Origin of the sequence: Kitasatospora cineracea (genome assembly GCF_003751605.1) — a bacterium.
Classification (GTDB): Bacteria; Actinomycetota; Actinomycetes; order Streptomycetales; family Streptomycetaceae; genus Kitasatospora; species Kitasatospora cineracea.
This window is the reverse complement of the sequence record NZ_RJVJ01000001.1, coordinates 4,470,323-4,491,296: the sequence shown is the minus strand read 5'-3', so window position 1 is coordinate 4,491,296 and position 20,974 is coordinate 4,470,323. Positions and strand designations below refer to the sequence as shown.

19 protein-coding genes and 1 riboswitch are annotated in these 20,974 nt (G+C 74.6%); of the genes, 10 read left to right on the top strand and 9 right to left on the bottom strand.

The window, feature by feature from the left end; all coding sequences use genetic code 11:
• Window positions 1–820: 820 nt before the first annotated feature.
• The 3 genes from EDD39_RS20375 to EDD39_RS20365 all read right to left on the bottom strand — a co-directional run bounded on the left by EDD39_RS20375 (window position 821) and on the right by EDD39_RS20365 (window position 3,721).
• Window positions 821–2,014, bottom strand: a complete 1,194-nt coding sequence (locus tag EDD39_RS20375; protein ID WP_244256841.1) for a hypothetical protein — start codon at window positions 2,012–2,014, stop codon at window positions 821–823.
• A 34-nt stretch (window positions 2,015–2,048) separates the two neighbouring features.
• Window positions 2,049–2,951, bottom strand: a complete 903-nt coding sequence (locus tag EDD39_RS20370; RefSeq protein ID WP_123560653.1) for a phosphotransferase — start codon at window positions 2,949–2,951, stop codon at window positions 2,049–2,051.
• 74 nt (window positions 2,952–3,025) lie between these two features.
• Complete coding sequence (locus tag EDD39_RS20365; protein WP_123558015.1) at window positions 3,026–3,721, bottom strand: HAD family hydrolase; 696 nt, start codon at window positions 3,719–3,721, stop codon at window positions 3,026–3,028.
• 94 nt (window positions 3,722–3,815) lie between these two features.
• Here EDD39_RS20365 and EDD39_RS20360 point away from each other — a divergent pair, with 94 nt between their 5' ends.
• Complete coding sequence (locus EDD39_RS20360) at window positions 3,816–4,589, top strand: XRE family transcriptional regulator (protein ID WP_208765544.1); 774 nt, start codon at window positions 3,816–3,818, stop codon at window positions 4,587–4,589.
• Window positions 4,576–5,043 (top strand): NUDIX hydrolase, encoded by a 468-nt coding sequence (locus EDD39_RS20355; RefSeq protein WP_123558013.1) that lies wholly within the window; start codon window positions 4,576–4,578, stop codon window positions 5,041–5,043. The genes EDD39_RS20360 and EDD39_RS20355 overlap by 14 nt, the downstream gene beginning before the upstream one ends.
• On the opposite strand, the gene EDD39_RS20350 is transcribed toward EDD39_RS20355, so the two are convergent.
• Together EDD39_RS20350 and EDD39_RS20345 are read right to left on the bottom strand one after the other, a co-directional pair.
• Entirely contained in the window at window positions 5,031–5,594 is a 564-nt protein-coding gene (locus EDD39_RS20350; RefSeq protein ID WP_123558011.1) for an HD domain-containing protein, read from the bottom strand. The two genes, EDD39_RS20355 and EDD39_RS20350, sit on opposite strands and share 13 nt — an antisense overlap.
• A 52-nt stretch (window positions 5,595–5,646) precedes the next feature.
• Entirely contained in the window at window positions 5,647–6,714 is a 1,068-nt protein-coding gene (locus EDD39_RS20345) for an alpha/beta fold hydrolase (protein ID WP_244256839.1), read from the bottom strand.
• A 161-nt stretch (window positions 6,715–6,875) separates the two neighbouring features.
• Between EDD39_RS20345 and EDD39_RS20340 the strand changes: the two genes are divergently transcribed.
• Window positions 6,876–7,622 carry a TetR/AcrR family transcriptional regulator gene (locus EDD39_RS20340; protein ID WP_244256837.1) on the top strand — a complete coding sequence of 249 codons (747 nt, stop codon included), beginning with the start codon at window positions 6,876–6,878 and terminating at the stop codon, window positions 7,620–7,622.
• Between the two features lie 137 nt (window positions 7,623–7,759).
• On the opposite strand, the gene EDD39_RS20335 is transcribed toward EDD39_RS20340, so the two are convergent.
• Complete coding sequence (locus tag EDD39_RS20335; protein WP_123560649.1) at window positions 7,760–8,644, bottom strand: IS5 family transposase; 885 nt, start codon at window positions 8,642–8,644, stop codon at window positions 7,760–7,762.
• Between the two features lie 180 nt (window positions 8,645–8,824).
• Here EDD39_RS20335 and EDD39_RS20330 point away from each other — a divergent pair, with 180 nt between their 5' ends.
• From EDD39_RS20330 to EDD39_RS20320, 3 genes are all read left to right on the top strand, one after another.
• Complete coding sequence (locus EDD39_RS20330) at window positions 8,825–10,087, top strand: sensor histidine kinase (RefSeq protein ID WP_123558005.1); 1,263 nt, start codon at window positions 8,825–8,827, stop codon at window positions 10,085–10,087.
• Complete coding sequence (locus tag EDD39_RS20325; protein WP_123558003.1) at window positions 10,075–10,725, top strand: response regulator; 651 nt, start codon at window positions 10,075–10,077, stop codon at window positions 10,723–10,725. The genes EDD39_RS20330 and EDD39_RS20325 overlap by 13 nt, the downstream gene beginning before the upstream one ends.
• A gap of 275 nt (window positions 10,726–11,000) precedes the next feature.
• Entirely contained in the window at window positions 11,001–11,495 is a 495-nt protein-coding gene (locus tag EDD39_RS20320; protein WP_123558001.1) for a protein-tyrosine phosphatase family protein, read from the top strand.
• A 55-nt stretch (window positions 11,496–11,550) separates the two neighbouring features.
• On the opposite strand, the gene EDD39_RS20315 is transcribed toward EDD39_RS20320, so the two are convergent.
• Both EDD39_RS20315 and EDD39_RS20310 read right to left on the bottom strand, forming a co-directional pair.
• A complete protein-coding gene (locus tag EDD39_RS20315) occupies window positions 11,551–12,714 on the bottom strand; it encodes a phosphoribosylaminoimidazolecarboxamide formyltransferase (protein WP_123557999.1) in 1,164 nt (387 codons plus the stop codon).
• 37 nt (window positions 12,715–12,751) lie between these two features.
• A riboswitch (ZMP/ZTP riboswitch) is annotated at window positions 12,752–12,841 on the bottom strand.
• Window positions 12,842–12,900: 59 nt separating this feature from the next.
• Window positions 12,901–13,479, bottom strand: coding sequence for a TetR/AcrR family transcriptional regulator (locus EDD39_RS20310; RefSeq protein ID WP_123557997.1), 579 nt, complete (start codon window positions 13,477–13,479; stop codon window positions 12,901–12,903).
• A gap of 114 nt (window positions 13,480–13,593) precedes the next feature.
• Here EDD39_RS20310 and EDD39_RS20305 point away from each other — a divergent pair, with 114 nt between their 5' ends.
• The 4 genes from EDD39_RS20305 to lanL all read left to right on the top strand — a co-directional run bounded on the left by EDD39_RS20305 (window position 13,594) and on the right by lanL (window position 20,240).
• Window positions 13,594–14,604 carry an NADP-dependent oxidoreductase gene (locus EDD39_RS20305; RefSeq protein WP_208765542.1) on the top strand — a complete coding sequence of 337 codons (1,011 nt, stop codon included), beginning with the start codon at window positions 13,594–13,596 and terminating at the stop codon, window positions 14,602–14,604.
• A 262-nt stretch (window positions 14,605–14,866) separates the two neighbouring features.
• A complete protein-coding gene (locus EDD39_RS20300; protein ID WP_123557995.1) occupies window positions 14,867–17,182 on the top strand; it encodes an MMPL family transporter in 2,316 nt (771 codons plus the stop codon).
• A gap of 224 nt (window positions 17,183–17,406) precedes the next feature.
• Window positions 17,407–17,574 (top strand): SflA family class IV lanthipeptide, encoded by a 168-nt coding sequence (locus tag EDD39_RS39685; protein WP_162870071.1) that lies wholly within the window; start codon window positions 17,407–17,409, stop codon window positions 17,572–17,574.
• A 2-nt stretch (window positions 17,575–17,576) separates the two neighbouring features.
• The gene (gene lanL / locus EDD39_RS20295) at window positions 17,577–20,240 is read left to right on the top strand and encodes a class IV lanthionine synthetase LanL (RefSeq protein WP_123557993.1); all 2,664 of its coding nucleotides are present in this window, start codon (window positions 17,577–17,579) and stop codon (window positions 20,238–20,240) included.
• 140 nt (window positions 20,241–20,380) lie between these two features.
• On the opposite strand, the gene EDD39_RS20290 is transcribed toward lanL, so the two are convergent.
• A complete protein-coding gene (locus EDD39_RS20290; protein ID WP_123557990.1) occupies window positions 20,381–20,848 on the bottom strand; it encodes a DUF4440 domain-containing protein in 468 nt (155 codons plus the stop codon).
• Between the last annotated feature and the right edge of the window lie 126 nt (window positions 20,849–20,974).

The following is a 20,974-nucleotide window of genomic DNA, read 5'->3' as shown; positions in this document are numbered from 1 at the left end:
TACTTGAAGAGCGCGGGCAGTTGCTCGGGCCGGGTCGCGGACTTGACCCGGAGGGAGAAGAGCGGCAGGAACCACTCGTGGAACCCGTCCTTGGCGCCGGGGGTGGCCCGGTACGCCTCGTACAGCGGTTTCAGCCCGGCCGAGGGCCCGTACGGGAGGCGGCCGTGCAGCGCGTACCGGAGCCGGGTGCCCTCGTGTTCCCGGAAGGGCCGGCCGTGGGCGGCGATGTGGCGGGCGGCGTTCTCGGTGACGGTCATGACCGCGGTGTCCGTCCGGTACCGTCGGGCCGCGGCGAGGACGGTGGCGTGGAGGCCGGCGCGCGGGTCGAGGACGAGGCCGTCCAGGCCGAGCGGCCCGAGGTCGATGCCGTGGTCCCGGGTCCGGGAGAGGAGCAGGCGCCGATCGGCGTCGCCGACGGTCCGCCGAAGGTGATCGGGCTGCCGGTGGCGGTCGGCGTGGATGTCCGGGCGGTCGAGGGCGGGCCGCCCGTACGCGGGTTCGGCGACCAGGTGGAGCCCGGTGCGGGCCCTGGTGCCGGTACTGCCGCAGGCCCGGCAGGGGTGGTCACCGGTGCCGGTCAGGTGGCCGCAGGCCCGGCAGGCGGGAACGGTCTCGCGGCTGATGGCGAGGGAGCCGGCCCGGAGCCCGGCCTCGACCATCTCCAGTGCGAGGCGGGCCACTTCGGCGTCGGTGTCGGTCAGGACGCCTCCGGGCGGAGGGCGACCGGGCGGGTACTTCCCGGCCACCAGGTCGGCCTCGAAGCGTCGGCGGGAGACCTTCGGACCGCTGGCCCCGCGGTGGCGGAGGTCTCCGGCCAGGGTCACGGTGTTCCACAGGTGGGGCGCGGGCGGCAGGTCGAGGACGGCGTTGAGGGCGGCGGCGAGGCGGATGCCGACGGCCTTGCCGGGGTGGGTGGCGAAGGTGAAGAACCCGTTCTGGACGGGCCCGTTGAGGAAGAGGTGCCGCACGGATCCTCCTGCCGGGGCGGGGTGCCGGTTCCCGTCCGGGTGGGCGGGGCCCAACCGGTGAGGCTGGCGAGGTAGGAGCCGCTGGCGCTCCAGGGGGTGAGTTCGACGCCGAAGCCGCTGTGCCCGCCGCCCTGGGTGTGGACGAGCTTGCCGGCCAGGTGCACGGTGTCGCCGGACCGGAACGCCCCGGTGTACGCCCCCAGGTACGAGCGCAGGTGGGTGATCCGGCGGGCGAACGCGTGGGCCTCGTCGATGGTCGAGCCGAGGACGGTCCTGACCTCGATCCCGTACACGGCCGGGGTCGTGAGCCCCTCCGCGTGGTCGGTGATCTCGGCGAGGAGCGAGATCTCCCCGATCTCCTTGGCGGAGATCCCGGCGAAGGTCCGGTCGCGGTCGGAGCGGACGGGTTCGCAGTTGACGTGCGCGCCGGTGCCCGCGGTCAGGCCCTGGAGCTTGCGGCGCTCCTGCTCGATCAGCGCGTCGAAGGAGCAGCCCGCCAGGTACTTGGCCCGGCGGACGTACAGCCGGGTCAGGTCGTCCCCTTCGTACGGCCGGATCAGGTCGGTCTGCCGGAAGAGCTCCCGCGCGGCCCGGTAGCCCTCGGGGCCGTAGCAGACGAGGTCGATGTCGGAGCGTTCGTTGAAGCAGCCGACGAGGAAGGAGCCGGTGACGCCGATCAGGCCCTGGGCGTCGTTCGCGGTGATCCACTCGGTGATCGCCAGGAGGTCCTTGCCGATCGGGTTGTCGGCGACCGCGCCGGGTTCCTCGTGGATGGCGGCGAGAGCCTGGCGGCATGGGTAGTGGACGGCCACGTCCTCGCGCGGGATGCCGGTGATCACGCATCCGAGGGCGTCGGAGTAGACGTAGCACTCCGGCCTGCCGGCCAGGATGCCGAAGGACTTCGACACGACACTGTTCTGCCGGTAGGTCCGGCCGAACAGCCTGCGGTCGCCCTTCTCGTCGGGGTGGTACTTGACGTAGCCGAGGTAGTGGCTGCCGGGGTGGCTGTCGCCGATGACCTTGAAGACGACTCCGTGGTGGTCCATCAGGTAGTCGCGGTCGCGGACGGCGGGAACCGGCCTACCGGTGTTCAGCGGTGAACCGTTCCAGAGTGGGGAAGGTGCCGGTGTCGATCGTGGTGCCCGACTCATACTGATCGAGTCCCGTCGTGAAGAGGGTGCGGCGGTACTGCCACTTGACGTGCTTGTCGTGCCGCGCGGGGTCGGTGGGCCGCATGAGGGCGAGGAAGAAGAAGCACTTGACGAGCAGGAAGTCGCCCAGGTGCTCGCTGACCCGCTGCCCGATCAGGGGTGCGGTGGTCTCGTCGAGCGCTGCGGTGTAGGCGGCGCGCTGTTCCGGGGCGATCGTGTAGCCCTTGCCACCGCCCTTGAAAGCGACGATGTCGAGCGCGGGGTAGACGTCGTAACCGAGCGGGACCGGTCCGTGGTGCTGCCAGTCGACGACTCCGGCCTGGAGCACGTTGGGCAGTCCGTAGTCCAGGTGCCCGCGCACCAGCGGGAGCCGGGCCAGCCGGTCGAGGGCGTGTCGGACGGCGTCGTGGACCCGCGGGGTGTCGAGGTCCGGGTTCTCCGCGAAGACCTCGGACGCGAACGCCGCCTTCTCGAACCAGGGCGCGGCCGGCAGGGGGTGCCTGGCCTGGGCCCGTAGGAGCTTCGACGCCACGGCCGCCGCCGTACCGATGACCCGGTGGCTGACCCGACCGTCCCTCACGGCATCGGCCAGCGCCTCCTCGTGCAGCGAGGTGCCGCCGACGGCGCGCTCGACGACGAAGAAGCGACCGTCCTCCGAGCCGCTGCCGACGATCTCCGGCACCGGGTAGCCGAGGCCGCCGGCCAGCCGCTGGAACTCGGCCTCGGCCCGCAGGTCCTCGCCGCCGGTCCGCTTGTAGAACAGGCCGTCGGTGGACCTCCACACCGCGCCCTGCGTGGCCGTTCTGTCCTTCACAAACTCCCAGTTGCTCATCCGCACGCGCCTTTCCTCGGGAACCCGATGGTCCCGGAGGGCGCGCGGACCTCACCACCGCGTTCGCGGACGGTTCAGGGACGTCCCGGGACGTTTTCCAGCAGGGCGAGGAGACCGGCCGTGTCCGACAGGTCCGGCAGCACCACCGGGGCGCCCGCCACCGCGAGTTCGTCCCGGCCGTGGACGCCGGAGGCAACCGCGACGATCCCGGAACCCGTGGCGAGCGCCGCCTCCACGTCCCGTGGCGTGTCGCCCACCAGGACGACCGGGGCGTCAGCGGGCAGTCCACGGTGGCGCCGGACCCGTCGGCGGGCGACGGCGACCAGGTCGGGCCGCTGCTCCGCGTCGGCGCCGTAGGCCCCGACCGCGAGGTCCAGCAGCCCGTCCAGGCCGAAGGCCGACAGCTTCACCCGGGCGTTGGCCGCGATGTTGCCGGTCAGCACCGAGGACACCCAGCCGTCCCGCGAGGACGCCGCCGCCAGCGCGTCGAACGCCCCGGGCAGCGCCGTGCCGCGCCGGCGCAGTCCTTCCGCCCGTTCCTCCCCCGCCCTGGTGAGGGCCGCCTCGACGGCCGGCCAGCCGGGCTCCGGGAGGCCGTGCCCGCGGAACATCTCCCGCATGATCAGGCGGTCGGTGCGGCCCTGCGTCGACGCTCCCGTGACCGGCGGGGCCCCGGTCAGCGCGGTGAACGCGGCGGCGTAGATCTCCTTGCTCACCCCGGCGTTCTCGATGAGGGTGTGGTCGATGTCCCACAGGACGATGAGCTGCATGCCGCCAGCGTAAGCACCTTGACGGGGCGTCAACCCGGCCAGCGCGCCCGGAGGTCCTTGCACCGCCGCACCCGGCTCCGCTTGTATGACCTCCGTGAACGAGCGACTCCACTCCGTGTTGGCCCAACGGGGCATCCGGCCCGAGACGCTGGCCGAAGCCTGCGAGGTGGATCCCAAGACCGTCGGCCGCTGGCTCGGCGGACGCGTGCCCCACCCGAGGCACCGTTTCCGCGCCGCCGAATTCCTGCGCGCAGAGGAGGCGTTCCTCTGGCCGGACCTCCGGTCGCAGGCGGGTCGACCGACCGGCGGGCCTGGCACCGAACTCGTCGGCATTCACCAGAACCGGGCCAGTGTGCCCCGCGAGACCTGGCTGACCCTGCTGCGGGAGGCCCGGCGGCAGATCGACGTCCTGGTCTTCTCCGGGACGTTCTTCGCCCAGTCCAACCCGCGCGTCGCGGAGATGCTCGCCGAACGGGCCGCCGACGGCGTCCGGGTCCGGCTGTGCTTCGGCGACCCCGGCGGGCGGGCCGCCGCCGTCCGGGGCCGCGAGGAGGGCATCGGCGACGCCCTCGCCGCCAAGATCCGCGCCTCCCTGACCTACTACCGTCCGCTCGGACCCGGGAACAGCTGCGAGGTCCGGCTGCACGACACCACGCTGTACAGCTCCCTGTTCCGCTACGACGACGACCTGTTGGTCAACCCGCACGTCTTCGGCCAACCGGCCAGCGCCAACCCCCTGTTCCACCTCAGGCGGGTCGAGCCCGCCGACTGGTTCGACCACTACGTTCAGAGCTTCGAAGCGGTCTGGGCCCGGTCACGGCCCTGGCGGCCCGACCAGGAAGGGAGCCCCGCCCGTGGGCAGGACTGAGTACTACCACGACCCGAACGCCCCCAAGGCCAACACCCTCGTCCCCGCCAGCAACCTGCTCGTCGTCGACGGCACCGGCGCCGTCCTGCTGCAGCGCCGCCGCGACACCGGCCAGTGGGCGCTGCCCGGCGGTGCCCAGGACATCGGGGAGACCGCCGCCCAGTGCGCGGTCCGCGAATGCCTGGAGGAGACCGGCATCGTCGCCGAGATCACCGGCTTCCTCGGCGTCTACACCAACCCGAACCACGTCGTCGCCTACACCGACGGCGAGATCCGCCAGCAGTACGAGAACACCTACATCGGTCGCCCCGTCGGCGGCGAACCCACGATCAACGACGAGGCCGACGGCGTGTGCTTCGTCCGGCCCGACGACCTCGACCGGTACGACATCCACCCCAGCATGCGCCAGCAGATCGGCGACTACCTCGCGGGTACCTACCCCTACTTGGGCTGAACCGCCAACGCCGCCTCCACCCGCGCCACGGCCGCGAAGATCTCCGGAGACGCCCGACGGACGAACCGCCCCACCACGCTCTCCGCCCCGTAGCGGCCGAGGATCTCCACCACGCGCGCCTCGGCCGTGGTCAAGGCGCCGTCGGGCGTCGTCGTCATGTCGCACCACACCAGGGCGTCGACCAGGAGCTGGTCCTCCAGCAGCGGGAACTCCGCCTCCAGTGCCTCCCGGTGGCCGCGCTCCTCGGCTTCGAGCAGCGCGAACGAGTGATTCGCCACCAGCCGCGTGAGCTGATCATCCGCCCCGTGGACGTCGCGGAGGAAACGCGCGCCGTCGAGCGGGTGGAAGCCCGTCGCCGCCAGCCTCGGTGCGTAGCCCACGTCGTGCAGCAGGGCCGCTCGGACCAGGAGTCCGCTCCGCCGACCCAGGATCCCTTCGAGTCGGACCGCCCGGTCCGCCACACCCCGGGTGTGCGCCCAGCGGCGGGGCAGCGGCGCCGCGAGCTCGCTCTCCGCCACCGCCCGGGCCCAGGACGTCCGTTCGCCTCGCATGCGTCGGGGATTCCCGTTCTCCACCGCCCGGACACCCGCCGTCCGCCGGGACTCACCGGGTGGCGGGGAGGGCGGGCAGGACGGTGGTGCGCAGGAGGTCGAGGAAGAGGTCGGGGCGGCGGTAGGCGGCGAAGTGGCCGGCTTCCTCGATCAGGGTGAAGGACTTGGCGGGGGCCTGGACCCGGTCGTAGAAGGCGCGGGCGCGGGCGGGGGTGTTGACCAGGTCGCGGGCGCCCTGGACGAGGAAGAAGGGGACGTCGAAGCGGGTGCCGTCGGCGTGGTCGTCGAGGGCGGCGGTGCCGGGGAGGACGGCGGCGGAGACCAGGAAGCTCCTGAAGAAGGTGCCGAGCTCGGGCAGGGAGTGCAGCGGGGAGTACCAGAGCGACTTCGTCACCACGGACTTCATCGCGGCGAAGGTGTACGGGTCGGTGGCGGCGGCGAAGCGGTTGAAGTGGGCGAACTGCTCGGCGCTCCAGGCCCGTTGGTCGGGTCCCGCCGCCCGGACGGCGGCGGCCTCCTTCTTCTTGCCGGCCCGGTCGAGGCGCTCCAGCAGGTCGTGGTAGTCGGTGGTGTCGCGGCCGCCGTCGAAGACCTTCTGGTCGGCGCCGACGTAGGCGGAGACCAGGTCGGGGCGGCTGCGGGCGATCCGCAGGCCGAGGGCGCTGCCGAAGGAGCAGCCCAGCAGGACGACCCGGGTGACGCCGAGGCGGGCGCGGACGTGCTCGATCACCTCGACGGCGTCCTTCAGCAGCCGGTCGAAGGTGAGTTCGCTCTGGCCGTCGGCGCCGGAGCGGCGCAGGGTCTTGCCGGTGCCGCGCATGTCCCAGCGGACCAGGGTGACGTGGCGCTCCCAGGCGCGGGAGAGGTGGGCGAGGACGGCGTTGGAGGAGCCGGGGCCGCCGTGCAGTTCCAGCAGGACGGGGTTGGCGCGGTCCTGGCCGCGGATCGAGAGCCACTGGTCGAGGCCGCCGATCGGGGCGAAGCAGCTCTCGTCGACGCCCCGTCCGGTGTCGATGCGCAGGTCGCGGGCGCGGCCGGCCCGGACGGCGGCGCGGTGGGCGAGGAGTCCGGCGACGGGGGTCGCGGCGGCGGTGGCGGTGAGGGCGGCGGCGATGAGCACGCGGGTCTCCGGGGATGCGGGTCCGTTAACTGTGTATGTCATACACAGCTGATTACTGTGTAAGTTATACGCAGTTGTCGGGCGGTTGGCAACACCGCGGTCGGACGGCCGGCGGCACCCGGCCGACCGCCCGCGGCCCGGACGGAGAGGAGGCCGGTCGCGTGCCGGCGAACAAGGAGAGCCAGCGGGACCCGAACGTCAGCCTGGCGCTGCTGTGGGGCGAGGCCGAGGAGCGTCCCCGGCGCGGGCCCAGGCCGAAGTTCACGCCCGCCGAGGTGGCCCGGCACGGCGTCGCGGTCGCCGACGCCGAAGGGCTGGAGGCGCTCTCGATGCAGCGGGTCGCCGAGGCCCTCGGGGTCACCACGATGGCGCTCTACCGCTACGTCCCCGGCAAGCCCGACCTCGTCGACCTGATGGTCGACACCGTGCTCGGCGACCCGCCCGCCCTCGACGCGGTGCCGGGCGGCTGGCGGCCCCGCCTGGAGGTCTGGGCCCGCGCCTGTTGGGACGTCTACCGCGCCCACCCCTGGATCCTGACCGCGACCGGCCTGCGCCGGCACGCCATGGGCCCGCGCCAAGTGGCCTGGCTGGACGGCGCGCTGGCCGCCCTCGAACCCACCGGGCTCGACGCCCGGCAGCGGCACGACGCCGCGATCCTGGTGCTCAGCCTGGTGCGCAGCCTCACCCAGGAGTCCCTGGACCGCACCGAGGAGGGCGACCGGGAGTGGGACCGGCTCACCGCCGACCAACTGGCCCGGCACGCCGACCGCTTCCCCGCGCTCACCCGCGCCGCCGCGGCCGGGGCCTTCGCCCCCGCTCCGGCGGACCCGCTCGCCTTCGGGCTGGCCTGCGTGCTGGACGGCCTCCAGGGGCTGGTCGAGCGCACCGCCGGGCCCGGCGGGGGCTGAGCCCGGGCCCGGCGGAGGGGGGTGGTCCCGGGCCCGGCGGAGGGGGGTGGTCCCGGGCCCGGCGGCGGCCGGGCGGGTCCGAGCAGCGGCTGAGCGGGACCGAGCAGCGGCTGAGAAAGTGTTGGGTAATTGGGTGATTACTCGTTCTTGAGGTCGTCGGCGAGGCGGCGGGCTGCTTCGGTCTCGATGGGGCCGTGGGGCTCGATCGTCTCGCCGGCGAGGCGGGCGGCCATGAGGCGGATCATGGCGACCTTGATCATCGCTTCGGCGTGCGCGGTCTTGCGCTCGTAGTCCCTCGCCAGCCGTCTGCACCGTCCCAGCCAGGAGAATGTCCGCTCCACCACCCACCTGCGGGGCAGTACCCGGAAGCCTTTCACATCCGCGTTGCGGGGCACTGCCACGATCTGGACGCCCTCGCGCTCCGCCGCCCAGCCCACCAGGCCCGCGTCGACCGCGTTCACGTAGCCGCCGTCGACCCAGACCAGCCCGACCTGCGGGAACAGGTCGCGTATCCCACCGAGGACCAGCTTCGCGCCCGCCCGATCCTGGACGGACGCTGAGTGCACCACCGCCCGCAGGACGAGTCCGCAGGTGTCCACCAGCAGGTGCCGCTTGCGGCCGCGCACCCGCTTGCCCGCGTCGTAGCCGACCGCCTGCCCACCCTGGTGGCTGCGGGCCGACTGCGAGTCCAGCACCGCCGCCGAGGGCTGCGGGTCCCGCCCGTCCGCCACCCGCACCCGCTCGCGCAGCGCGTCGTGGACCCGCTCCCACGTCCCGTCCGCCGTCCAGCCGCGAAACCAGCGGTAGGCCGCATCCCACGGCACGAGATCGTGCGGGACCAGCCTCCACGCGCACCCGCTGACCAGGACGTACAACACCGTGTCCACGACCAGCCGACGCGGGAACTTCAACGGGCGGCCGCCCCGGCTCGGGTCCCGCACCGGCAGCAGCGGCTCGATCACCGCCCACTGGGCATCCGTCAACGACGAGTCGTACGAAGGCTTACAGGCACAGACGCACATGGCGGCGATCATCGCGGACACCCGACCACAACGATCACCGCCAACCCATCACACCAAGCAGCTGATCAGTTACCCAACACTTTCTGAGCGGGGTGGTGCGGGGTGGTGCAGGGTTCACCATGAAGTCGGGTGCGGGCTTCATGGTGTGCTCCTGCGGCGGTGACCTACCGTCGAGCTGTGATGATTCGACCCGGGCTGAGGCGCCCGGCACTCCTGGCCCGGCGGGCGCGGCGCGACGCCGGCTTCCTGGCCACCGGCGTCCTGCCGCACCTGGCCCTGGTCCCGGTGTGGGGCTGGGCCGCGACGTTCACTGCCCGGACGGGGCACTGGAAACCGGCCCTGCAGGTGGCGGTCCTCCTGATCGTGCTCGGCACCCCGCTGGTGACGGCCGTCCAGCGGGTCCGCCACCGCATCCTCCTCGGGGTGGACGTGGTGCCCTCGGCGCCCGCTGCCGAGCCGTGGTCGTGGGCGGTGGCGGCCCGGCAGGCGCTCCGCTGGCTGACCTCGGCGCAGACCTGGCGCCAGGTCGGCTACCACCTGCTGCTCGGCCCGCTGCTGGCCGCCGCGGAGCTGCTGGTGCTGGCCGCCGCCGTCGCGGGCCTGGCCGGTGCCACCGCCTACGGCTGGGCCTGGTCGGTGCCCGCGCGGGACCGCCGGGGCTGGCTCGGGTACGCGACGCAACTGCCGTGGTACACGCTGGCCGGGCTGCTCCTGCTGGGCGCCCTGCCCTGGGTGGCGGGCGCGACCGCCCGGGGCGAGTCGCGCGCGGCCGCGGCCCTGCTCGGCCCCAGCCGGTCCCAACGGCTCCAGCAGCGGGTCGAGCACCTGGCGGAGAGCCGCACCGGCCTGATCGAGGCGGTCGACGCCGAACGCCGCCGAATAGAACGGGACTTGCACGACGGCACCCAGCAACGGCTGGTCTCGCTCGCCGTCAACCTCGGCCTGGTCCTGGCCACCACCCCCGACCTGCCCGCCGGGGCCCGCGCGGCGGTCGCCGAAGCCCACCTGGAGGCCAAACACGCGATCGCCGAACTCAACGACCTGGTACGGGGGCTGCACCCCGCCGTGCTGGAGGACCGCGGGCTCGACGCGGCCCTGTCCGGCCTGGCCGCCCGGCTCCCCCTGCCGGTGCGCCTGCGGGTCGACCTCGACGAACGGGTGCCGCCCGGCGTGGAGTCGGTGGCCTACTTCGTGATCTCCGAGGCCCTGTCCAACGTCATCAAGCACGCCGGGGCGACCCGCACCGAGGTGACGGTCAGACAGGTCGGTGCGGTGCTGCGGGTGAACGTCACGGACGACGGGCTCGGCGGCGCCGACCCCTCCGCCGGAACGGGGCTGGGCGGGCTGGCCAAACGGGTCGACGCGATCGACGGCTCCTTCCACGTCAGCAGCCCCGTGGGCGGCCCCACCACCGTGACCGCGGAGCTGCCGTGCGCGCGGTGATCGCCGAGGACTCGGTGCTGCTCCGGGTCGGCCTGGTCAAGGTCCTGGAGATGGGCGGCTTCCAGGTCGTCGCCGAAGTCGACGACGCGCCGTCCCTGTTGGCGGCGGTCGAGCAGCACCGGCCCGAACTCGCCCTGGTCGACGTCCGGATGCCGCCCTCCTTCACCGACGAGGGGGTGCGCGCCGCCCTGGAGATCCGCCGCAGACGGCCGGGGACGGCGGTGGTGCTGCTCTCCCAGTACGTCGAGGAGCGCTACGCGGCCGACCTGCTGTCCGCCGACACCAGCGGCGTCGGCTACCTGCTCAAACAGCGCGTCGCCGACGTCACGGAGTTCGTGGAGACGGTCCGCCGGGTCGCCGGCGGCGGCACCGCACTGGACCCGCAGGTCGTCGCCCAACTGCTGCTGCGCCGCAGCAACGACCCGCTGGAACGGCTGACCCCGCGCGAACGGGACGTCCTGGCCCTGATGGCGGAGGGGCACTCCAACACCGGCATCGCGGAGACCCTGACGATCAGTGAGAGCGCGGTCGCCAAGCACATCAACAACATCTTCGCCAAGCTCGACCTCCCGGCCGCCGACAGCGGCCACCGCCGCGTCCTGGCCGTGCTGCGCTTCCTCGGCACGTCCCGGTCCTGAACGGCCCCGGCCCGAACGGACCCTCCTCCCCGCGCCCGGCGGGTGGTGCTAGCCTCGGTGCACCGCCCGCCGCCCGCCGCGCCCGTCCGTCCGCGCGTGCCCGTCCGGTCGGCCGTTCCCCGCTGCCGTTCCCCGCTGCCGACGCCCCGGTCCGCTGTCCTGCCGACCGCCGGGCCGGTATCGCACCGCACCGCAGCACACCGCAGCACACCGCACCGGCCGACGCCCTCCCGCGCGGCCGAACGCCCTTGCCCCGCCCGGAGGTCGGCCCCGCCATGCGTCCCACCCTGTTCACGATCGACCGGTCCGGCCCCGGCCGGATCAGCACCATGGCCCGGCCGCGCGGCGGCGACTGGCTCGCGGAGGAGCTGGCGGCGCTGGCCGCCCTCGGGGTGAGCGAGCTGGTCAGCGCGCTCACCCCGGCCGAGTGCGCCGAACTCGGACTGGACGCGGAGCCGTCCCTCGCCCGCGCCGCCGGGCTGCGCTTCACCGCCGTCCCGATCCCGGACCGCACCGTCCCCGCCCCGTCCGAAGTCCTGCCGGTGCTGGACGGGTTGGCCCGGCGACTGGCCGCGGGCGACCACCTGGTGGTGCACTGCCGGGCCGGGATCGGCCGCTCCTCGCTGCTGGCGGCCGCCGTCCTGGTCCGCTCCGGCGCGGACCCGGACGACACCTGGGCCCGGATCGCCCGGGCCCGCGGCCTGGCCGTGCCGGACACCCCCGAGCAGCGCGCCTGGACCGACCGGATCACCCCGCTGCACCGGCCGTGAGGCCGTGGCTGTGCGGCCGCACGGTCGCGGCGGGTCAGTGGTGGAACAGGGCGGGTCAGTGGTGGAACAGCCGCAGGCCGGTGTGCACCAGCGTGATGCCGTGTTCGGCACAGGCCGCCTCGACCTCGGCGGAGCGCAGGGAGCCGCCGGGTTCGGCGATCGCGGTGACGCCGTGGCGGCGGGCGTGGTCGACGTTGTCGCGGAACGGCAGGCAGCCGTCGGAGACGAACGCGACGCCGTCCAACTCGGCCGCCCAGCGGGCGCGTTCGTCCGGGCCGAGGTCGTCGGGGACGTCGCCGTCGCACAGGGCGGCGGCGAATCGGGTGCGCTCGTCGGGCGTCAAGTCGCCTTCCAGGTAGCGGATCCGCCAGTTGATCCGGTCCTGCCGGCGGACCTCGGGGCGGAAGTCGAGGGCCCGGACGGCCGGGTGGCGGCGCAGCCACCAGGTGTCGGTCTTGGCGCCGGCCAGCCGGGTGCAGTCGACCCGGGACTGCTGGCCGGCGCCGATGCCCAGGGCCGCGCCGTCGCGCAGGTAGCAGACCGAGTTGGACTGGGTGCGGCGCAGCACGGCCAGGCCGAGCAGCAGGTCGTCGGCGGCGGCCGGGGTGAGCGCGCCGACCCGGACGTCGGCGAGCAGGGCGGCGGTGAGCGGGGCGGTGTCGACGTCCTGGACCAGGCGCATGCCGTGCACCTCGCGGGTCTCGACGGCGGGCGGGGTGCACCCGGGGCGGGCCTCCAGGACGAGGTAGCGGCCGTTCTTCTTCCGGGTCAGGACGTCGAGCACGCCGGGCGCGTAGCCGGGGGCGACGATGCCGTCGGAGACCACCCGGGCGAGCAGGTCGGCGAGTTCGAGGTCGACCTCGTGCGAGACGGCGACGAGGTCGCCGTAGGAGGACTTCGGGTCGGCGTCGCGGGCCCGCAGGTAGGCGGAGGTGAGCGGGCCGACGGCGGCCGGGTCGAGGCCGTACGGTTCGGCGGTGGCCCGGTCGACCGGTCCGGCGAGGGCGGCGCCGGCCGGGGAGACGTGCTTGAAGGAGGCGGCGGCGGGGCGGCCGAACAGGGCGGCGGCCTCGCTGACGAGCTGCCAGGCGTTCAGCGCGTCCAGCAGGTTGACGTACGAGGGCTGTCCGTTGAGCAGGCGCAGCGGCAGGTCGGTGCCGGGCAGCGGCTCGATCCGGGCGCGGGTGTTCTGCGGGTTGATTCCGTACCGAAGGTCCATGGTGGTGGCCCCCTCCGTGAAGTCGCGTGTCGGCTTCGGAGGGCACCCAGGCGGACGGTGCCGGTCCCGTGCTGTGCGGCGCCGCTCCCCGGTGGTGCTCCACCTCTCGCCAGTCGCGACGGCGCCGATGCTAGCAGCCTCCGGCGGGGCGGGACCGGGGCGGTGGCGCCCGCGTTCGACCGGGCGTCAGCGGCGCTCCGCCCCGGCGCCGCGGTCCGTCCCTCCGGTCAGGACCGCGTCCGCGACCACGGCGAAGAGGTGGTCGGCGCGCGGTGCGAACGCGCCCTGGTCGCCGAGCCACGCGAGGGCTGCGACGAGGGCGAACAGTTCCGTGCCGTCGAGGTCGGCCCGTGCCGCGCCCTCGGCCTGGGCCCGGGCGAGGAGCCGGGTGCCCGCCGCGCGCATGGCGACGCACGAGGCGTGCAGCGCGGAACCGGTGTCCTCGATGGCGGCCGCCATCAGCTCGGTGACGCCCCGGTACTCGCGTGCGACCGCGACGCAGTCGCGCAGCCAGGTGACGAGAGCGTCCTCGGGCGGGTCCGACGCTTCGAGTGCGACCGCCCGTTGCGCCAGCCCGTCGAAGCTCTCCCGGAGCAGGGCGTCGAGCAACGCCTCCCGGGTCGGGAAGTGGCGGTAGAGCGTGGGGAGGGCGACGTCGGCCCTCCGGGCGATGTCGCGCAGGGACGCGTCGGCGCCCTGTTCGGCGACGACGACGCCCGCGACGGCGAGCAGTTGGTCGCGGTTCTTCCTGGCGTCGGCCCGCAAGGGTCCTCCTTTGACAGCCGTAGCACTGCTACGTATATTCGTACCACTGCTACGGAAACCCGTAGCAGTGCTACACCTAGCCTAGCCCGCCTGCGGGAAAGAGGGAGGACCTCCATGTCGGCGAAGACGATGAGGGCGATCCGGCTGCACGAGTTCGGCGGCCCCGAGGTACTGCGCTACGACGAAGTGCCGATCCCCCGGCCGCAGCCGGGCGAGGTGCTCGTCCGCGTCCACGCCGTCGGCCTCAACCCCCCGGACTGGTACCTGCGCGACGGGATGCCCGGCATTCCCCCCGGACTGAGGCCGCCCGTGAGCTTCCCCGCCGTTCCGGGGTCGGACGTGTCGGGCGTCGTCACGGCGGTCGCCGAGGACGTGGCGGACTTCTCCGTCGGCGACGAGGTCTTCGGCATGCTCCGCTTCCCGGGCTTCGACGGCCGCGCGTACGCCGAGTACGTGGCGGCGCCCGCCGCCGACCTGGCCCGCAAGCCGGCCGGCGTCGATCACGTGCACGCCGCGGGGGCGGCCATGTCGGGGCTCACCGCGTGGCAGCACCTGGTCGAACTCGGGCACGACCACCCGAACCCCCTCCAGCCGGCGCAGCACCGCCCCGTACCGCTGGAGGCCGGGATGACGGTGCTGGTCAACGGCGCCGCAGGCGGGGTGGGTCACCTGGGCCTGCAACTCGCCAAGTGGAAGGGCGCGCGCGTCATCGCGGTCGCCTCGGGCGCGCACGAGCGGTTCCTGCGCGGGCTCGGCGCCGACGAGTTCGTCGACTACACCAAGGCCCGCCCCGAGGAGGCCGTCCGGGACGTCGACCTGGTGCTCGACACCGTCGGCGGCCCCGGGAGCGGTCGCTTCCTGCGGACGCTCAGGCGCGGCGGCACGCTGTACTACGTCTTCGTCGCCGCGTACGACCCGGCGGAGGTCGCGAGGCTGGGCGTCACGACCTCGGGCACCCAGGTGCGCTCGAACGGCCGGCAGCTCGGAGAACTCGGCCGCCTGCTCGACACGGGCACGCTCCGCGTCGCCGTCGACAGCACCTTCCCGCTCGCGGACGCCCGGAAGGCGCACGAACGAGCCGCTCGCGGACACCTCCGGGGCAAGATCGTGCTCACCGCCGCGTGAGGGCCCTCCGTTCCTGAACGCCGCCACGGGAAGCGAGTCCCCCGCGACGGGCGGGGAGGCGGCCGAGGTCGGCTGAACCTGCCGGGCGCGCACAGCCGTCGGGGGCGCGGCCGGGCAGGTGCGCCGGGGCGCGGCCGGGCAGTGGCGTTCGGGTGGGTTCGGCCGTGTCGCGGGCCGGGTGGGCGAAGCCGGCGGCGGGGGCGTGGCTACCGTCGGATTCCGGTCACCGGGTGCGGGTGACGCCGCGTCCCCGGGAGGGTCGATGTCCTCGTCCGACACCGTGTCAGGGTCCGTTCCGGAGAAGGGCCGGGGCCGGTTGTGGCGGTTGGGCGAGTGGTGCGCGCGGCGGCCGGTGGTGGTGCTGGTGGGGTGGCTGCTGGTGCTGGTGGGGGTGCAGGTCGCCGACCACCTGGTGGGCGGTGCGTACTCGGACGACTTCTCGCTGCCGGGCACCCAGGCGCAGGAGGGCCGGGACGTGCTGGCCGCGCACGAGCCCGCCGCGGGCGGGACGAGCGCGCAGGTGGTGCTGCACGACGGGCAGCCGCTGGTGCAGTTCCAGGCGCAGGTCGACCAGGCGGTGACGTCCCTGCAGCACCTGCCGCACGTGCTGTCGGCGCAGAACCCGCTGCCGCCGCCGGGGCAGGCCCCGCAGCCGGGCGGGCCGCTGGCGGCGGACGGGCTGACCGGCTACGTGACGGTGCGCTTCGACGGCGTGCCGTCGACGTTCGGTTCCGACTACCTGACCCAGGTGGACGGGGCGGTGGCGCCGCTGCGGCAGGCGGGCGTGCAGGTCGAGTACGGCGGTCCGCTGGGCGAGTTGGCGCGGCCGGAGCCGAGCGACCGGGTCAGCGAGCTGATCGGGTTCGGGGTGGCGATCGTGGTGCTGCTGGTCGGGTTCGGCAGCGTGATCGCGGCGGGGCTGCCGCTGGTGAGCGCGCTGCTCGCGGTGCTGCTGGGCCTGGGGCTGTTGGGCCTGCTGGCGGCGCTGACCACGTTCGCCACGGTCGCGCCGACGCTGGCGACGATGATCGGGCTGGGCGTCGGCATCGACTACGCACTGTTCCTGCTGACCCGGCACCGGCAGAACCTGATGGACGGCCGGGACCCGCGGACGGCGGCCGGGCACGCGGTGGCGACCAGCGGCCGGGCGGTGCTGATCTCCGGCTGCACGGTGGTGATCGCACTGGCGGGCCTGTCGGTGTCGGGCATCTCGTTCATGGCGAAGCTGGGCCTGGCGGCGGGCGTGACGGTGGTGACGGCGGTGTGCGGCGCGCTGACGCTGCTGCCCGCGCTGCTGGGCGTGATCGGCCGCCGGATGGACCGCTTCACCGTGCGCACCCCCGTCGCCGAGGGCACCGGCCCGGACGATCGCTCCGGCCCGGACGGGAGCGCCGGGGCGGGCGAGAACGCCGGGACGGACCAGGGCGCCGGGGCGGACCAAGGCGCCGGGGCGGGCGGCATGTGGCACCGGTACGCGCGGCGGGTCGAGCGGCGGCCGTGGTGGTACCTGGCGGCGGGGCTGGTGACGGTGCTGGTGCTCGCGGTGCCGCTGCCGTCGATCCAGCTCGGGCACATCGGGGACGGCGCGGACCCGACCTCGTTCACCGACCGGCGGGCGTTCGACCTGATGTCGGCGGCGTTCGGCCCGGGGTCCAACGGCCCGCTGACGGTGGTGGTCGACCAGAGCGCGGTGGCCGCGTCCGACCGTCCGGCGCTGGCCTCCGCCGTCCAGCAGGCGCTGGCCGGGGTGCCGGACACGGCGAGCACGGCGCCGCTGCAGACCAGTGCGGACGGCGAGGTGCTGTTCACCACCGTCACGCCCGCGCAGGCCCCGCAGAGCGAGCGGACCACCGACCTGGTCGGCCACCTCTCCGACACGGTGCTGCCGGACGCGGTGCGGGGCACGCCCGCCGCCACGTACGTCACCGGCACCACCGCCGCCCAGGTCGACTTCCTGGACCTGGTCGCCGCCCGGCTGCTGCCGATCATCGCGGTGGTGGTGGTGCTGGCCTTCCTGATCATCCTGCTGGTGTTCCGGGCCCCGCTGGTGGCGCTGAAGGCCGCCGTGCTCAACCTGGTGTCGATCGCCGCCTCGTACGGGGTGCTGGTCGCGGTGTTCCAGTGGGGCTGGGGCGGGCCGGCCCTCGGGGTGTCGGGCAAGGTCCCGATCGAGAGCTACGTCCCGATGATGATGTTCGCCATCGTGTTCGGGCTGAGCATGGACTACGAGGTGTTCCTGCTCTCCCGGGTCCACGAGCGCTGGCGGCGCACCGGCGACAGCCGCGGCGCGGTCGCGCACGCGTTGGAGACCACCGCGCGGGTGATCGGCTGCGCGGCCCTGATCATGGTGAGCGTGTTCGCCGCGTTCATCGTCAGCGACAACGTGGTGATCAAGATGATGGGCCTGGGCCTGGCCGTGAGCGTGCTGATCGACGCCACCGTGGTCCGGCTGCTGATGGTCCCGGCCGCGATGACGCTGCTCGGCGGCGCCGCCTGGTGGACCCCGCGCTGGCTGGACCGGATCCTCCCGGACATCGACGCCGAGGGCACCAACCTCTCTCCCGACGGGATGAGTTGACGGAACGTCAGGGATCTGCCGGACGCCACTCCCGTCCCGGTGGCACCACCGTTCCCACCGTCCGGCCGCCGGTGCGGAAGCGGAGCGTCCGCCCCCTTGTCAGGTGCACCGTTCCTGCCTACCTTCGTGCTCCAGGACCCCGGCCCCATCGGGCCGGACGGTCCGCGGCGCCGGACGCAAACCCGCGGCCGCGCCGGACGCGCGACAAGACCTGGAGGCGTCACATGCCCGTTGCCACCCCCACCGCGATCCGCGACGCCGGCCCACTGGCCGTGGACGACGAGACCCTGGTGTTCGAGGACGACGACCGCACCGACCACGACCCCACCGCCTGCCTGTCCGACCCGTGGGTGACCGCGACCACCCGGGTCGCCTGCGACTTCAACTCCTGACGGTGGCCGGCTCCGTCGCCGTCCGCCGCCCCTGGTCCGACGACACCTGGTCGTACCTGAACGATCCGCGGATGCCGGCGATGGAGCACGGTTGGAAGCTCCACGTCTCCGCCCGCCCGGGCACCCTGGCCGCCGTCCTCGCACTCGTCCTGCCGGTGCTGGAGCGGCACGTCTGCCACGCCAAGTGGGCCCGCGACCCCGAGGTGCTGCGCACCCTCAACTCCGGCACCCGGAACGCCGCTTCGGTCGGCAAGGCGGTCACCGTCTACCCGGACCCGGACGAACTCCTGCCGCTGGCTGCCGAGTTGGCCGCCACCCTGCGCGGCCGGGAGGGGCCGCCGATCACCGGCGACCGCCGCCTCGCCCCCGACGCGCCCGTCTACTACCGGTACGGGCCGTTCACCGGCGACTACCGGACCGGGCGCAGCGGGCGCCTCGAATCCGTGATGACCGGCCCCGACGGGCAGCTCTTCGACGGCCTGGCGGGCACCGCGTACCGCTGCCCGCCGTGGGCCGCGGACCCGTTCACCCGCCCTGCGGACACTCCCTCCGCGACGCCCGCACCGGGCGCGGCGGACGCGACGCCCTCGGTGGGCGCGGCGGACGGTTTCGGCGGCGGGCGCTACCGGGTGACCGGCGGGATCGCCCGCAAGGCCCAGGGCAACGTCTACCGCGCCCTGGACCTGGCCACCGGGCTGGCCGTGGTGGTCAAGCAGGCCCGCGCCTACGTCGCCGAGGACGCGGACGGCGCCGACGCCCGCGACCGCCTGCGCAACGAGCACGCCGTCCTCACCGCGCTCGACGGCCTCCCCAGCGTCCCGCGCGCCCTCGACTACTTCCGCCACCGCGCCGACGAGTACCTGGTCACGACCGACTGCGGCAGCCGCGACCTGCGCCGCGAGGTGCACGACCACGGGCCCTTCGCCGCGACCGGAACGGACCGCCTGCACCCGTCCGGCCCGCTCGCCGCCCGGCTGCTGCGCATCCTGGACGGCGCCCACCGGCGGGGCGTGGTGGTGCGCGACCTCAAGCCCGACAACGTCGTGCTGGACGCCGAAGGGCACTGCCACGTCGTCGACTTCGGCATCAGCGCCCGGCACGGCACCGGCCCGGACGGCTCCACCCCCGGCTACAGCGGCCCCGTGCACCGGCCCGGCGCCCCGGCCCTGCCCGCCGACGACTACCACGCCCTGGGCATGACCCTGCACTTCGCCGTCACCGGCCTGGACCCGGTCGTCCTCGACCCCGACCCGGCCGTCAACCGCGAACGCACCCTGGCCTGCCTGGAGTTCGCCCTCCCCGGCCCCGGCCACCAGCGATTCCGTTCCCTGATCGGCGAGTTGACCAGCCCCGACCCCGCCGCCCGGACCGCCGGAGCGGACCGCCTGCGCCGGGAAGCCGGGCAGGCCATCCGCCGACGGCCTGCCGCCGCAGCCCGGTCAGCCGGAGCGGACCGCCCGCGCCGGGAAGCCGCGCGGCCGATCCGCCAACGGCCGCCCGCCGCACCGCAGATCCCGACCGACCTGCTGGCGGAGGTCGTCGAGCACACCGTCGCGGTCTGCGTCGCCGAGGCCCACCGGATCGCCGACCCGGCGGGTGCCGGCCGGTCCGCCGTCCCCGCCCCGGTCGACGTCTACGGCGGGAGTTCCGGGCTCGGGCTGGAACTGCTCCAGCACCTGCACCGCCCCGGCGTCCCGGCCGCCGTCGCCGCGCTCGCCGACTGGACGGCCCGCCAACACCGCACGCTCCCGGCCGGGTTGTACTGCGGCCGGACCGGCGTCGACCTGTTCCTGACCGCCGCCGGCGCACCCCCGCCGCACACCGCCACCGACCTGCCGGACCGGCGCCCGGGCGGCGGACCGCCGGAGGCCGACCTGATCGACGGCGCCGCCGGAACCGGCCTCGGCCACCTGCTCCTGGCCCGCGCCCACCCGGCCGCCGCCGCCGTCGCCCCCACCGCCCCCACCGTCGTCGCCGCCACCACCGTCGCCGACCGGCACCTCGCCGCCGCCACGGCCTGCCGCGACCAGCTCACCACCGGGCACGCCCGCCTCACCCCGCCCGCCGCGCCCCGTCCCGGCGACGCCGCCCTCACCAGGGGGATCGCCCACGGCGACGCGGGGGTCGCCCACTTCCTCCTCGCGCACGCCCGCGCCACCGGCGACCCGGTCTCCCGGCACCACGCCGCCCTGGCCTGCGCGCGCCTCGCCGACGCCACCCCGGCCCTGCTCGCCGCCGCCACCCGGCCCGGCGCCAGCCGCCGCTACGGCTCCTGGTGCCGCGGGCTGGCCGGGATCGGCGCCGTCCTGGCCCGCGCCGCCGAGCAGCTCGGCGAACCCGCCCACCGCGCGCTCGCCGAACGGTGCGCCCGCGCCTGCCTGGACCTGGCCCCGCGGATGCCGCTGGTCACCCAGTGCTGCGGCCTGGCCGGCGTCGGCGACCTGATGCTCGAACTCGCCCCCGCCGCACCGGAGTTCCACCAGACCGCGGGCACCGTCGCCGCCCTCGTACTGGCCCGCTCGGCCGGCCCCGCCGCCCGACCGGTCTTCCCCGACGCCAGTCTGGTCCGCCAGTCCTTCGGCCACGCCACCGGCACCCCCGGCGTCCTCGCCTTCCTCCGCCGTCTGCACTCCCCCGGCAGTCCCCAGCTCGGCACCCTCCCCTGACCTCCCGCCGAACCGAACTCCCGCCGACCCGAACTCCCTTCACCGGGACGAACGTTCACCGTCCGGCTGCGCCGGCAGGACGACGACGGCCCGCAGGAGCGGCTGCCGCCGCTGCGCAAGGGCCGGACCGGCCGCCGACCTCACCCCTCGGCGGCAGCACCCCCGGCGCCGCCACCAGTAGTCGCCGCCGCGAGCAGGGCCAGCAGCGGCGAGACGTCCCGCTCGAAGGTGAACTCCCGCAGCAGGGTGGCCCATCGGCCGTCCTCCCGGCGCCACACGAAGACGTAGCGGGCCGGAACGCCGTCCTCGCAGCGGTACATGACGACCGTGCCCTGGTCGCCGTGCCGCCCCGCGGACAGGAAGCGGGCGTCGTCCGTGCCGCCGTCCGCGACGCCCTCGCCGCGCGCGGCCAGCGCCCGGAACCGCGCCATGAAGTGCGCCTTCGTCAGCACCGCGACCCGGCCCGCCTCGTCGGTCCGGACGTTCTCGAACTCCTCGTCGTAGAGCGCCTCCAGCGCCGCCAGGTCCATCGTCGTGCCCGCCGCCAGGTACTCCCGCATCCGCGCGACCAGCGTCCCGTCCAGGCGTCCGTCCAGGTGTCCGTCCATCGTTGCGCTCCCTCGTCGTTCGTCCTTCGTTCCGGTGCACCCATCGTCGCGGCGGCCGCTGTCGGATCACCCGCAGCCCGCTGTCGGCGCACTGTCGGCGCGCTCTCGGAACCCTCTCGGAACGCC